Origin of the sequence: Nocardia jiangxiensis NBRC 101359, from assembly GCF_000308615.1 — a bacterium.
Lineage (GTDB): Bacteria > Actinomycetota > Actinomycetes > Mycobacteriales > Mycobacteriaceae > Nocardia > Nocardia jiangxiensis.
Genome location: NZ_BAGB01000062.1, coordinates 184,584 through 198,120, shown reverse-complemented (window position 1 = coordinate 198,120; position 13,537 = coordinate 184,584). Strand labels below are relative to the sequence as shown.

Sequence of the window (13,537 nt, the reverse complement as noted above, 5' to 3'; positions counted from 1 at the left end):
GAATCAACTCCCCACCGGGACAGCGATCGGCAACATCTCTTGCACCGGTCGCGCAGGACGAACAGGACGCGCCACCGGAATCACCGGACGCGCGGGACGAACAGGAGTCAGAACCGGAACAGGCACCGGCGAAGGCACAGGAGCCGGAACCGGAGCAGGAGCAACGGCAGGCTCGACAGGATCAGGAACCACGACCGGAGCCGAGGCAGGGGCCGGGGAATCCTCCACGGCCGCAACAGGTTCGGTCACCGCGTCATCGACAGGTGACGGAGCATCGGTCGAATGGTGTTGAGCGGCACGGAACAGCACCGCGAGCCCGTGAGTGTCGATCAGCAGACTGATCGGAGCGATAGCCGCCACGATCGCGCACAACCAGCCCGGAAGCGTGTGGCCGTTGGCGACCGCGTGAATGCTGTTGCCCGCCACCGAGATCAGCGACCCGGCCGCCAGCACCCACATGAAGTACTTGCGCTCAGCCGACTTGGCCAGAACCAGCCACCCGAGAGTGGCTTGGATGATCGTGCCGTCCACGATCAGCGGGAACAGCCACGCCGTCGAGGCGGGAACGTGAGCCAGCTTGGCCAGATCCCGCAGCGTGGTGAACGAGAGAACGAATGCGGCAGCACCGACACCCGCGATCACCAGGACCGCGAGCGCCTGCACCGCCACCATCGTTTTGCGCGTGGACATCAGCTCGGCATCCCTGGGATGTTGAGCTGCTGAGCCGCCGCAGCGCGGAGGTCAGCGATCAGCCCCTCGACCTGCCACGCCTTGAAGCCCGCGCCCTTGCCATCGAGGTAGAGGACCACAGCATCGTGTTTCGCGTCGTAACCGACCTCCACCCACACACGGGGCGGCCGGAAACCGAACAACTCGCGCAGATACATCACGCACTCCGCCCGCCACGAGCCATACGAGGCCAGCTGATCGCCGACTCCGTATCGTCATCGAACAAAGTCATCGTGGCGTACTGGCCCACGCCCTCACGGTCCGCACGAGCGAGCATCCGCACGATTCCTTCCGACACCAGCCGGTTGAACTCGTGGTCGACCATCACGCCACCGCCTTCTCAGCGGCCAGATGCTCCGCGGCGTCGTGCAGCATCAAGATCTGCGGCAGCGTCTGCGCCAGAGTCCGGGCATCCTCGATCGTCAACGTCAACGACGACGCCGGAACACCGATCAGCTCGACGCGCACAACCGCAGAGTTCCTGCCGCCCAACGCATTCCGGACAGCCGGGACGTACTTCGCCCGCACGCCGTCGAAACCGGTGCTCATCATCGCCAGGAACGACATCGCGATCACGCAGCCTTCTCGTCACGCGGACGCGAGGCACCCGGGTTCGCCGGAGCCTGCTTGGCACCGGAGTTGTCGCCCTTGATCCCGGTCGCGCGGAAGGTGTAGCCGAGGTACTGATACGGAGCCTGGCCCATCATGCGAGGCTCGGCGGTCAGACCCTCCAGCTCGATCATGCGCATCCCGGTACCCGGAACCAGTTCCTCGTTCGCCGGAACCGGCTGCACCTGAGCCAGGAAGATCACCTCGAACGACGCACGCTTGGCCTTGTCCTGGTTCGGGTCCGAGACCGTCACCTTCCACATCGGCTGCTGCGTGCCGACATCCGGATTCTTCGGATCGAAGTCGAACTCCTGCTCCGGAACCGCATTGCGATCCGGGTTGTACTTGATCGCAGGGCCGATCTCGCCCATCTGCACGAGCCCCTGGGGAAATGCATTGCGGAACTCGACCGGAAAACGGTGACCACGCTGAATAGCCATGTTGTGAACTCCCTTGCGTCCATTGGACTTTCGACTGATCGCCCGCTCCATGCTGCCGTGCGATAGATCCAGCGTATACGTAGTTACGTATACGCACAAGACTTGCGTATACGTAGCGGGTAACGATTCGGCATCGTCGAAAAAGGCCACGTAGACGGGCAGAATGAGGCGTCCGTATACGCAACTGCGTATACTTGAAAAGGATTGTCATTAACCGTTTGGCATATGACGCAAGGAAGGACGCCACCCCGATGGCACAGCAAGGTCACGACGGCGAAGCCGCACGCTATGTCTCCCTCGCGGCGGAGTACGCGCGGAAGATCCGCACTGGTGAGCTGCCCGCCACTACGCAGCTCCCGAGCTACGGGGAGATCGCCCGCAAGCACGGGGTGTCGGAGATTGTCGTGCGTAAGGCGCTCGAACTCCTCAAGAACCAGGGCCTCATCCGCTCAGAACGCCGTCGCGGAATCTTCGTAACAGACCAGCCGAACCTCGTTCGGATTTCACCCGAGCGGCAAATGGAAGACCCGGAGGACACATACGGTCACGAGACAGACCGAGAGGTCCAGATTGAGCGCGAGCGTGCGGAAGTGCCCGCGCCGGAGCACGTGGCAGAGGCATTCGCAGTCGAGATGGGCGAACCGGTCATCTGGACCAAGGTCCGAGCGTCCGAAGCGGGTCGGCCGATATCTATCTCGGACAGCTATCAGCCCCTCGGAGTGCTGGATACATCAACCGCAGAGACCCTGGTCGAAACAGTTGCCGACCGTCTCCCAACACCCGACCACGCGGCGTGGTTGCGTACGCCCGCTGGTGAACTCGTCAAAACGGTTCACCAGCGCTACACCGCAGGTGACGGGCGAGTGGTGATGCTCTCCGACATCTCGTATCCGCGAAATCGGTACGACTCCTTCGTATTTCGAATGAGCCTCACCGCCGACAGCTAGGTCAGCTGGTTGTGGTCGACAGCCTCAGCGACGAACCCATCCTTGGGCGATGTCGCTGAGGTTCCACCACGAGACGAACTCCTCATCCACCGTCTCCAACTTCCATCCCGCGGCGAGCGCGTCGAAGAACGCATCATCACCAGTCTTGCCGCCTTTTGGCTCCCCGATGTAGAGCAGCCGCTCTCCGCCAGCTGCCTCGAAGTTCGCCAGCGCCTCCGAAGCCATCGAATTGCCCCAACCCGGAGGCCAGACCAACAGGAGAACGTCTGCCGCCCCGGTCGACCGAGCAGCATAGTCACCCAGGTCGCCAACGCTGTGCCAAACGTCTTCCTGACCAACTGCCTTGCCGAACGAGTCGTTCACCGCCCGGTCTGGCGGTTCGGAGTCGTACGCATCAACCGTGAGGCCGTGGTTGGCGAGCTGTTCCGCCCAGTAGCCCCGTCCAGCGCCGAGCTCCACTACCGACTTTCCTGCGCTGAAACGCGCCAACCACTCGATCGTTTCGGGCGAAGGCACCGCATACGCGAAAGCTTCCTGAAGGATCGTCGCTGCGAAACCCAGTCGCGCGCTACCAGTCTGACGACCGCCGTTCACTACACGCCGACCATCGTGTTCAAATACCGACGGCGCGATGATGTCCCAGTACGGGTTTGCGCTCACCGCACGACCACCCGTCATGTAGTGGACGAACCGGAGATCGAAGGCCGCATCCGCCTGGTCATCTCCCGTTCCTGGAAGCATCGGCGCAGTATCCAGATACTCCGCAACCTTCGGGTACTCCTCCCGAAGGCGTTGCTCATCGCCCAGTAATCCGGCCAGTTCATCACGACGGTCCGCCGTCAGCGCAAGCTCAGCCATGCCTAGATTCTCGCGGCATTCCGCCCGTCTTGCGATCTTTTCCGGCGATCTTGGCCTATGGGACGCCCGCTCACCCGTCCCGAACCGAGAGGGAGTGAATAGAAGGAGGAGAGGAAGAGGGGAGTGGAGGACGCAACGGCCTGCCTACCGATCTTGCCGGTAGACGGACGCGCACCGAACCCAATGCCAGTCCGTCACTCGGCCCGATCCGTACGGCCCCGTGCAGTGCGCGACATCAGCCACTCCCGCGCTCTCGCATCGCCCGTCCCGAACCATTCGTGACTCGTTGCCGAATTTGGCTATATGGGATCAAGGGGCGGCGCTGCGCGCCGCCGCAGCGCCGCCACGCGGCGCCGCACCACCGCTCCGCTCGTACCTCGCTGCGCGGGTGCGTCGGGCGCGTCGGCCCCGCTCCAGAGAGGAGGGGGCCGACCCAAATGGTCCTGATAGCCCATCCAGCACGAATCAGCCCAGCCGGAAATGGGCGATGGAGACACAGTGATGTGCTGATGCTGTGCGTGACACGAGATCGGACGAGCCGCACCGAGACGAATGGCGATGACCCCGATACGAAACCCGTCACAGGCTAGGGAGCAGGAAGGGTTGCGGGGGAGTGGAGAGGGGAGGGGAGGGTGCTGGCGGCTGGGTCCTGGCACAACGGCTCCGCTTTGGCGACGTGGTAGCACGCTGACTGTTCCTGTCGGACCACGTAATTCAACGACCGAGCAGTGTGGGCACGACATGAGCCGTACCCGACTGACCTCCCGCGGTTGATCCCGAATCGGCCGGCATCCAGCTCGGCCGACTGGCTGTGGTTACGCCGCAGAACCCCGAATCCCCCTGGTTGCGCCCGGTCCCATCGACGCCACAGCCGTCGCAGAGCAGCAGGGTGCCGCCCGGTCCCAGATGCCCTCGGTGATCAGGTCCGTCACCGCCGGGCCATTCCACGCCGGGGAGGTGGACCAGGCCAGCTCGACAGTCCCGCCCGGCATCGTCGGGGCTGGTGGTGACGATCCAGCCGCGGTCACGGTCCGGTCAGGGAGTCCGTTGATCAGGTCAGTCGCTACCGGGCACCTTCCCTGACCCGAGCAGAACGATCTGCCCGAGGGCGTACCACACAACTGGGGCCCTCCAAAGGGCGCTTCGCGTCACTACGTGATTGGCATTCGCCAACCCTTTTCCACACCCCAGCCGCGCGGTCCGAGCAGAGCTCAGATCGATCTACCCGGATCAGGAAAGGACCCTCACCATGAGCTACCAGATCAACGAACTCCCCGACCTCAGCCCCCTCGGCGGCCACTGGACGCTCACCACCAGCCCCGACGACGCCTACGACGACGTCCCCGAGTACGGCCTGGCCCACCTCCCCGGCGTGGAATGGCCCTACCAGCCCGCCGACTGCACCGTCACCGAGGGCACCTGGCATCTCAACGGCACCCTGCTGCTCTGCGACGGCTGCGGCGTCGACGGAACCTAAATCCCCCAGGGGGCTTCGGCCCCCTCCTCCGGGCACCCAGCAACGACGCTGGGTAGCGAGTCGCCAACGACGCCGACTCCAGCCCCGGAGGTCCCGGGACAGCCCGCTGCCCGATCCGGCATCCTTTCCCCGGATCGGGCAGCGAGGCACCCGAACGCCTCAAATTCGTGTGCGAAACCGGACATTCGCCCGGTCAGAGTGGTAACGCAAGTAATCCCCCACCCTCCTCATTGCCTGATTGTCTCGCTCCAGCCGAACGCATCAAGGACCACCTGCCGGTGTCCGCTACGCGGTTCCTACGGAATCCTTGACCCGCTCGACTTCCACTGAGAGCGGCAAGTATGAGGATGATGGGGGAAGAGCAGTCGGGGGCGGATAGACAACCTATCCGCGGCAGTCCGCAGTTCGTCCGCAGCGATATGCAACCGGGCCGATTCCGACCAACGATCCCAACGACTGTCTTACCAGGTCAGCAGCCCGTTACTATCCGGCACCAACGACCACCAACGACAGCAAACATCGAGAACGACAATCTTAAAATCCGCCCAGTGTCGGTTCGAGCCCGACCGGGGGCACGGCGACACCGCAGGTAGATCGGGGTTATCGGACTCCTCGCGACCGGTTTCGGCCGGTCCGGAGCTGGTCCGCAGGCCGCCGGAAGTACGACTGATCGGCATCCGTCGATACCTGCCGCGGCGGCAACCAGCGGTTCGCGGCGGGCGCGGGTTCGTGTGATGCCGCTCTGTCACAATCGGGGAGCCGACAGGAGGGCCGCCATGACTGCTGTACGTGCCATCGTTCAGGCCACGTGTCTGTTGCTCGATTTCGACGGTCCGGTCTGCTCACTGTTCTCGGATCCGACAGACCGTGCCGCCGTCGCCGAGCTCGGTGCAGAGCTGCCCGAACCGCTGCCGGGTGAGCTGCGTGATGCGAACGATCCGTTCGCTGTACTCCGGTATGCGGCAACAGTTTACGGCGATTCGGTGATGGCGGGCCTGGAACGGCGCTTCACCGAATTCGAGCTGGCCGCGGTCCAGGGAGCGGAGCCTACTCCGAGTGCTGACGAGGTGATCCGTTCTGCTGCAACGAATTCCCGGATGGTCGCGGTCGTCGGCAACAACTCTCCCGCCGCCATCGATGCCTATCTCACTCAGCACGGTCTGCGATCGTTCGTCAGCGGCATCTTCGGCAGGACTGCCGTCAACCTCATGAAGCTGAAGCCCGCGCCGTTCCTGCTGGAGGAGGCCGCCGGCCGACTCGCCGGACACCCCGGCGACTGTGTGTTCGTAGGGGATTCGATCACCGACCTGGAGGCCGCACACGCGTCCCGCGTCCCGGTGGTGGCCTTCGCGAACAAGCCCGGCAAGGCCGACCATCTTGCTCGGCATCGACCTGCGGCAGTGATCCACGACATGGCCGAGCTACTACTTGCACACCGACGATCCGGAATCTTGCTGGAATGACCGCCCGCCGGTCGCCACCGTCCAGCTCGGCCGGGCCGAATAGTCGTACGGTTCGGACATCTCGGGCGGCGGGCGCCGAGCGGCGCGAATTGCGGGACGTCCGGAACGGACGTCCGGCGACCGGTTCCGACCTGCGTGTTCATACCGGAAGCCGGGCCATTCGATTGCCGGTGCGGTGATCGCCGTGTGAGATTACGTGCGTGAGACGCCGACAATGAAAAATTCGAGTCGGCGCACCGGAGGGAAATATGGCGACCGAATTCGATCTCGATGTCGTTGTGCAATCCAGCGGGAATTGCATGTCCACGAATTACAGCACATTCGCGATGTGCTCGGCGGTGTCCTGCCCGAACGGGCCGAGCTGTCTGCCGTGTGAGCAGCGGAGATGACGACCTCGGATTTTCGGGTGCGAGCTCCCGGAGCTGTCGGACGCTGCAACATCACGGTGCTCGGCAATCAATCGGTCAACGGACATCGATCCGTGTCGACCAGAACACTCGAATTCGTGCTCGCCATCGCGCTGGCCGGTGGTGAGCGCAGGCAGTCGTCGCTGCTGCGTGATCTGTTCGCGGACTGTGCGTCGAAGTCGGCCATTCCGACCCTGGCCTATCGCGCACGGAAATTGGGAATAGCCACCGAATTCATTCCGATGCGCGCGAGTTATCGGATGCTCACGCCGGTGGTCATCGATGCGGTCGAATTACTCGACGCACTGCGGTCCGGTGACGTCCGCACCGCACTGTGGCTCTACAGCGGCCCGTGTCTGGCGAACAGCCGATCGCCGTTGGCGATCGAGACCCGCGAGCTGATCGACACCCGCCTGACCCGGGCGGTGCTGGCGACCGGCGACCGGGCGTTCATCGAGTTCGCGGCGACCAAGCTCGACGCGGTCGAACTGCGGTCGGGGCGGTAGCCGCCGATGCGCTTATCTCTGGTACTTCCGAACGCGCCCGCGGTTCCGGAGCAGGCCGAACAGCCGGCCCGGCTGGTGTCGGAATCCCCTCTGCTGGAACGGCTCTGGCAGGGCCAGTCCTATGGTGTGGACACCGCGACGACGTTCTCTCATCTGGCCGGGCGCGGGATCCGGCCCGCGCTGGGAACCGGTGTCATGCTCACGACATTGCAGCATCCGGTGCGGGCGGCGTTGGAGGCCCGCTCGCTGGCGGTGATCAGCGGGCAGCCGGTGATGTACTGCGTCGGGCCGGGGAGCCGGAACGTGCAATCTCTGTTGCGTGGCTCGCCCGACCACGCGCCCGTCGCGAGTACCCGGCGCTACCTGGACGATATGCGGTCGACGCTGGTGGCAGCCGTGCCGGGCGATCACGCTCGCGACACCGAATCGCCTCTGCTGTACGTCATTCCGACGCCGGAGGTTCGAATCGGTGTGGGAGTCCTGCGTCCGGCGATGGCGGAAGTTGCCGGATCGTCTGCCGATGTGGCGATGAGCTGGCTCGGCACGCCCGAATACCTTCGCGACCAACTGATTCCGCCGATGGAGTCGTCCGCGGCGCGGGCGACGCGGCCCCGACCGCATCTGGTCGCCGCCGTGCATGTCGCGGTGGCGCGGCGCGGCCGTGATGCCCGGCGGCTCGCGCATCTCGGAATCGGCGGTCACCTGGCGCTGGCACATTACGCGGCGACCGCTCGGCGCTGCGGTGCCGCGGTGGAACCGGGAAATGACTCGGCAACCGCTGAGGCCGCGCTGAGTTCCGGGCTCTTCGTCTACGGCTCGGCGACGGAGATCGCCGAGCGAATGCGCGCGTACGCCCGGTGCGGAATCGATGAAATCGCCCTGCACATCGCGGCGGTGGCGGCCTGTCACGGTGTCGACGAGGCACTGGACGATGTACGAGAAATCCTGTCGGAGTGGAGTATTGCCGATGTCGGCTGATGAACGACCCGTGCCGGAATCGCTGGGCGAACTCGCCGCGCTGCGGTGCTCGATCGGCGCGGTGGACCGATATCCGGATTTCCCCGCGGAATGGGGAGATACGAAGGCGATCGGGGAATTGTGGTCGGATGCGACGTTGCGCGAGGCGGTTCTGCTGGCCAGTCCGGTACTCGCGGCCCAGACCGTGCGGGTCCTCGACTCGGGGGAGTCGGGAACTGCGCTGAAGAAGCGTCGGCGAATTCACAAGGGACTGCTCAAATATGCGCTGCGCCTGAGCTCGCGCTGCACTCCCTTCGGCACATTCGCCGGTATGACGATGTTGCCGCTGGGAGACCGGGAGCCGGTCCTCGCGACCGAACACCGCCGGTTGGTCTTCGCGTCCAGGGCGCTGGGACGACGTCTGGCCGAGAGCGTTCGCGGCGGTCCCTCGGCCGGCCTCGTCGCCAATCCCGCTGTGCTGGAACGTGGTGGCCGCTATGTCGTCGCGGTGATGCGCGGCAGTGTGTCGGCCCACGATGTCGCCTCGGTGCGCGCGACCGGACCGGTCACCCTGGCCCGGCAGTTCGCCGGGACGCCGCGCCCGCGCCGCGACGTCGAGGATCGGATCGCGACGCGGTATCCGGACGTTCCGCGCGCAACCGTGGAAAAGCTGGTCACCCAACTGATCGATGCCGAGGTTCTGCTCAGCACCGCGGACGCCTCGTTCTTCGATGTCGACGTCCTGGACCGTCTCCCCGGCAGTGCGCGGGTGACCGAGATCCGCGAGGCCATCGGCCGCTACGCGAGCGTCACGCCGGCACAGGACACCGATGCGCTGCGCACTTTGCTCGACCTGTGCCGATCCGAGGGCGATGTTCAGCAGGATCTGCGGGTGGACGTGGAACTTGCCGTGCAGGGCGAGATTCCGGCCCGGTGCGCCGAGGACGCCGCGAAAGCCGCGCGCGTCCTCGCCCGGACCGCGCTGTTCGGCAGCCGGGACATCACGCTGAACGAGTTCTGCGAAGAGTTCCAGGAACGATACGGCTACACCCTGGTACCCCTCATGCGGGTCGTGGACGAGGAACTCGGGATCGGATTCCCGCGCGCCTACGACGATCCCGGCAGTGTGCCTCGGCGCATCCCGAGCCCCGACGAGCGCACACAGCGCGAGCTGCGCGGCCGCCTGTTGGACCGGGCGCGACGCGCCGGCGCCGATACCGTCGTCATCACCGACGACGATCTGCGTGAGCTGCCCGAACCCGACCGGCTCGCCTCCGGATACGACATCTTCCTTCGACTGCACCGGGATTCGGCCGGACCGACCTCGACCGTGGTCGGGGCGAATTTCCCCGGCGGAACCGCCGTCGGCCGGTTCACTCCCGGAATCGCCGTGGCGGACGTGCACGCCCGGCGGTGTGCCGCCTGGGAGAGTCGATGGTGGGCGGAGGGCGGGTCCGGAGTCGTGGCGGACATCGATTACGCGTGCAGTCGAGACGGCGTGAACGAGGTCGCCGCCACCGGACGATTCTTCCCCACGACCCTGGTGGTGAATTCCGATCCCACTGGGAGCGTGGGCAATACGCTTCGTCTGGCGGACGTGCACCTCGGGCTGGTCGGTGATCGGGTCCGGCTGTTCCTCGCGGACGGCACCCCGCTGCGCTGCCAGCAGCTGAACATGGTGGCGGTGGAGACCAGCGCCAAGGTGGTCCGCCTGCTGCGGGACATCTCCAACGACGGCATCGTCCGGCCGTACTGGGGGTGGGGGGATCTGGAGGACTCCCTGCACTACTTTCCCGAGGTTCGTTACGGCGGCGTCGTCATCGCCGAACGTCGCTGGCGGTGCCCGGAATCGGTTCGTGCCGAGACGGATTCGGTGGCAGCCTGGTTGTCGGAATCCGGTGTGGGTCGGTATGTCCTGGTCGGCGAGATGGACAACCGGCTGCATCTGGACACCCGCCACGCGTTGCACCTGGATCTGCTCGTGGAGGAGATTGCCAAGGGGCACCGCTGGATTCACGATGCACCCGATCCGGACGGCCTGGGCGTGGTCCGTGACGACGCGCGGCGGCGGCACGCAACGGAGGTTGTCGTCACTGTGCCTAGCCCGACGAAGGCCATGAAATCGCAACGAGCCGTGCAGTATCCGATATTCGACACTCGGTCCGACGCCGAGCGCCTGCTCGCCCCGGGCGGCGAATGGAGCTATGTCACCGTCCGGGTGGCACCCACGCTGAACGATCGGGTCCTCGCGGACTTCCGCGCGGCGGTTCCCGAACTGGACGGGCAGTGGTACTTCGTCAGGTATCGGGAGAACGCCGCCGGACAACTCCGGTTGCGGATACATCGGCCACTGTCCGAGCTGGATCGCGCGCTCGAATGGTTGACCGAGGCCCGGCTCTCGGGCGCGATCGGCGAGTTCTGTCTGCCGATCCACCACCGTGAACTGGAACGATACGGCGGCGTCGCCAGCCTGCCGAGCTACGAGCAGTTGTTCTGCCGCGAGACCGGCGTGATCCTGCCGATGCTGCCGGTCATGGGTGAGCCGTCATCCGGCGAGCGAGTGGGGGTCCGCGACGGCATCGAGCGGGCGGCCGGGGTCCTGTCCGGCTGGCTGAACGGTATCGCGCGAGAGGAGGAGATGCTCCGCACCACAGTCGATCTCGCGGTCAACGGATATCTCGACGAACTCGCCGAGGCAGCCCATCGCATCAAGAAGGATCTGCGCGGGCGAACTGTCGCCCGCGATGCGGCGAGTGCGCGGATGGAATCCACGGTGCGCGAATTCTGGGCCGCGCCGCCGGTCGGTGCGGTCCGCACACCGGAGATCGTGCAGAGCGCCGGTCATCTGATGTGCAACCGGCTCGGCCTGACGCGTGCCGAGGAGTTCGCGGCGATGTGGCTGATCAACAACGAAATCACGACGAAGGGATGGCGTAACGATGCCGGGCGATAGATCGGCGACGAGGGCGGACGGCCCGGCCGAACGGCTCGCGGTGGAGCAGGGCTGGGAACTGCTCGAGCTGTTCCGGGCCGAAGCCGAGCGAGCCAGGACCATGTCGTTCCCCTACGGATTCGATCCCGAACTCGACATCACCTGGCAGCCCCTCGGCATCGGGCACGGCGATCTCGGTATGGCCCTGGTGTATTCGGCCGCCGATCAGCTGGATCCAGACGGCGGCTGGGATCGCAGCGCCATGGATCACGTGCGCGCCGCGGCGGAGAGCTTTCCGGACACCCCGATGGCCGGGGTCGGATTGTTCTCGGGCACAAGCGCTCTGGCCTTCTGCCTGCGCGCGTTGTCCCGCGAGGGGGAGCGCTATGCTCGCGCGATCGTCGACGTCGAGGCGATGCTGGCGACGCGACTGCGGCGCGAGCTCCAACGCGTCGATCCGCATGCGGGTGTGTCGACCGATTTCTACGACGTGATCGTCGGGCTGTGCGGTGCCGTGACGTACGTGATGACCACGGCCGCAAGGGAAACCGAGCTGGGTGAGTCGGCCGTGCGGGCGATCGGCACTCTGGCGGCTCTGTCGCTGGTGGATTTCCCGGGCGGACTGTGGACCCCGCCGGAGAAGGTCGGCGAACTGGAGGGGCGGTTGCGGCCCGAATTGTGGGCCGGGTACTTGAACTGCGGGTTCGCGCACGGCATCGCCGGCGTGCTCAATCTGCTGGGGCAGGCATGCGACCGTGGAATCGGCGGTGACATCGTCGTCGAGGCCACCGATCGCCTCGTGGATCTGCTGGTCGAGGTGTCCACGACGCGGTCGGGGCTGGACGTCCCGGCGAACGTGCCGCTGCACCGTTTTCGGGAGGGTGAGCGCGAATCCGGCACTGCGCGTACCCGATACGCCTGGTGCTACGGCAATCTCGGCGCCGCGCTGCCGTTCCACAACAGCCGTCACCTCGCGGCCCGCCACCCCGACGTGCTGACCCGTCTGCTGGACACCTCCGGCCGGACCGCGGACGATATGGGCCTGGACAATCCGACCCTGTGTCACGGCACGGCCGGGAAACTGGTGCTGGAGCGGGCGATGCTCGGTGCGGATTCGGTCCCGGACAACGTCGCCGAACTGCTCGCGCAACGCAATCCCGAGCGGGTGTTCGGTTTCGACAACATCCAATCCAGCTGTCCGACTTTGGATTCGCCCGGTCTGCTGGACGGGTCCGGCGGTGCGGCCGTGGCACTGGTATCGCTGGCGGCCGCGCCCGACGCGTTGCACGTGGTGCGCATGTTCACCGGGCGGTGGCCGTCATGAGCCCACTGGTCGAGATCCGCGGCGCCGATGTGGTGTTCGCGGGCGGCGTCCGGGTCCTGCGGGACGTGTCCTCGAGTTTCGAGGCGGGGGACTGCGTATCGGTGCTGGGCCGCAACGGTTCCGGGAAGACGACACTGCTGCGCCTGATCACCGGAAATATCCTGCCCGCCGCCGGAAGTGTGCGAGTCGCGGATTTCACCACCGAGCGGCATCGGCGGCAGATCGCCGAATTGATCGGGGTCAGTATGTATTCCGAGCGCGCTTTCTACTACCGGCTGACCGTGGACCAGAATCTGCGCTACTTCCAGTCGCTGCGGAATCGGTTCGGCGCCAACGCCTCCCGTGAACGCGCGAGTCTGATCGAACGAGTCGGGTTGACCGCTCACACCCGGGCGAAATTCATGGAACTGTCGCTGGGACAACGCAAACGACTCGGCCTGGCCCGGGCGTTGATCGGAGGTCCCCCGGTGGTCGTGCTGGACGAGCCGTTCGCCAATCTGGACGACGAGGGAACGGCCGTCGTCGTGGACGCCGTCGAGCAGCGTCGCCTGGACGGGCTCACCACCGTGTTCACCACGCACGAGATGGCCGATGTGCGCGGCGTGGTCAACAAGGTGGTCACCCTCGCCGACGGCGTCGCCGAGATCACGGCTCCGGGGATCACGGACGGAGCGGAGCGCAAACCGGTGCGCACCGTGACGGTCGTCGGATCGCGCAAGCTGCACTTCGACCCGACCATACTGTCGGCTCGCTTCGCCACTGCCGTCGACGGGCGAAAACTCGCGATCGAGGTGCCGACGGAGATGAAGATGTCCGAGGTGGTCGGTCTCGTGGAAGCGACCGGCATGGCGGTGGAACAGGTGGTCGATACACCGTGGTTGCGATAGG

The 13,537-nt window shown here is 65.7% G+C and carries 15 protein-coding genes; 9 read left to right on the top strand and 6 right to left on the bottom strand.

Annotated elements, in window-relative coordinates; all coding sequences use genetic code 11:
* Window positions 1-3: 3 nt before the first annotated feature.
* The 5 genes from ON40_RS48380 to ON40_RS28045 are packed head-to-tail and all read right to left on the bottom strand — an operon-like array spanning window position 4 to window position 1,778.
* Window positions 4-690, bottom strand: coding sequence for a DUF2637 domain-containing protein (locus tag ON40_RS48380; RefSeq protein ID WP_051193638.1), 687 nt, complete (start codon window positions 688-690; stop codon window positions 4-6).
* Entirely contained in the window at window positions 690-887 is a 198-nt protein-coding gene (locus ON40_RS28055) for a hypothetical protein (protein WP_040827757.1), read from the bottom strand. The genes ON40_RS48380 and ON40_RS28055 overlap by 1 nt, the downstream gene beginning before the upstream one ends.
* On the bottom strand, window positions 887-1,054 hold the full coding sequence (locus ON40_RS52125) for a hypothetical protein (protein ID WP_157186444.1): 168 nt from the start codon (window positions 1,052-1,054) through the stop codon (window positions 887-889). Before ON40_RS52125 ends, ON40_RS28055 begins: the two co-directional genes overlap by 1 nt.
* The gene (locus ON40_RS28050) at window positions 1,054-1,305 is read right to left on the bottom strand and encodes a hypothetical protein (protein WP_040827755.1); all 252 of its coding nucleotides are present in this window, start codon (window positions 1,303-1,305) and stop codon (window positions 1,054-1,056) included. Before ON40_RS28050 ends, ON40_RS52125 begins: the two co-directional genes overlap by 1 nt.
* Entirely contained in the window at window positions 1,302-1,778 is a 477-nt protein-coding gene (locus tag ON40_RS28045) for a hypothetical protein (protein WP_051193637.1), read from the bottom strand. Before ON40_RS28045 ends, ON40_RS28050 begins: the two co-directional genes overlap by 4 nt.
* A 251-nt stretch (window positions 1,779-2,029) precedes the next feature.
* Between ON40_RS28045 and ON40_RS28040 the strand changes: the two genes are divergently transcribed.
* Window positions 2,030-2,725: a GntR family transcriptional regulator gene (locus ON40_RS28040; RefSeq protein ID WP_051193636.1), complete on the top strand. Its 696-nt coding sequence runs from the start codon at window positions 2,030-2,032 to the stop codon at window positions 2,723-2,725.
* Window positions 2,726-2,749: 24 nt separating this feature from the next.
* On the opposite strand, the gene ON40_RS28035 is transcribed toward ON40_RS28040, so the two are convergent.
* Entirely contained in the window at window positions 2,750-3,583 is an 834-nt protein-coding gene (locus ON40_RS28035; protein WP_040827753.1) for a hypothetical protein, read from the bottom strand.
* 1,249 nt (window positions 3,584-4,832) lie between these two features.
* Here ON40_RS28035 and ON40_RS28030 point away from each other — a divergent pair.
* From ON40_RS28030 to ON40_RS28000, 8 genes are all read left to right on the top strand, one after another.
* Entirely contained in the window at window positions 4,833-5,060 is a 228-nt protein-coding gene (locus ON40_RS28030; protein WP_040827751.1) for a hypothetical protein, read from the top strand.
* A gap of 776 nt (window positions 5,061-5,836) precedes the next feature.
* Entirely contained in the window at window positions 5,837-6,523 is a 687-nt protein-coding gene (locus ON40_RS28025; RefSeq protein ID WP_040827749.1) for an HAD family hydrolase, read from the top strand.
* 248 nt (window positions 6,524-6,771) lie between these two features.
* Window positions 6,772-6,912, top strand: a complete 141-nt coding sequence (locus ON40_RS56150; RefSeq protein ID WP_218008879.1) for an FDLD family class I lanthipeptide — start codon at window positions 6,772-6,774, stop codon at window positions 6,910-6,912.
* Between the two features lie 92 nt (window positions 6,913-7,004).
* On the top strand, window positions 7,005-7,436 hold the full coding sequence (locus tag ON40_RS28020) for a hypothetical protein (protein ID WP_157186443.1): 432 nt from the start codon (window positions 7,005-7,007) through the stop codon (window positions 7,434-7,436).
* A 6-nt stretch (window positions 7,437-7,442) separates the two neighbouring features.
* Window positions 7,443-8,414: an LLM class flavin-dependent oxidoreductase gene (locus ON40_RS28015; RefSeq protein WP_040827744.1), complete on the top strand. Its 972-nt coding sequence runs from the start codon at window positions 7,443-7,445 to the stop codon at window positions 8,412-8,414.
* Window positions 8,404-11,346 (top strand): lantibiotic dehydratase, encoded by a 2,943-nt coding sequence (locus tag ON40_RS28010; RefSeq protein WP_040827742.1) that lies wholly within the window; start codon window positions 8,404-8,406, stop codon window positions 11,344-11,346. The genes ON40_RS28015 and ON40_RS28010 overlap by 11 nt, the downstream gene beginning before the upstream one ends.
* Window positions 11,333-12,649 carry a lanthionine synthetase LanC family protein gene (locus ON40_RS28005; protein ID WP_040827741.1) on the top strand — a complete coding sequence of 439 codons (1,317 nt, stop codon included), beginning with the start codon at window positions 11,333-11,335 and terminating at the stop codon, window positions 12,647-12,649. The genes ON40_RS28010 and ON40_RS28005 overlap by 14 nt, the downstream gene beginning before the upstream one ends.
* A complete protein-coding gene (locus ON40_RS28000; RefSeq protein ID WP_157186442.1) occupies window positions 12,646-13,536 on the top strand; it encodes an ATP-binding cassette domain-containing protein in 891 nt (296 codons plus the stop codon). Before ON40_RS28005 ends, ON40_RS28000 begins: the two co-directional genes overlap by 4 nt.
* Window position 13,537 lies beyond the last annotated feature (1 nt).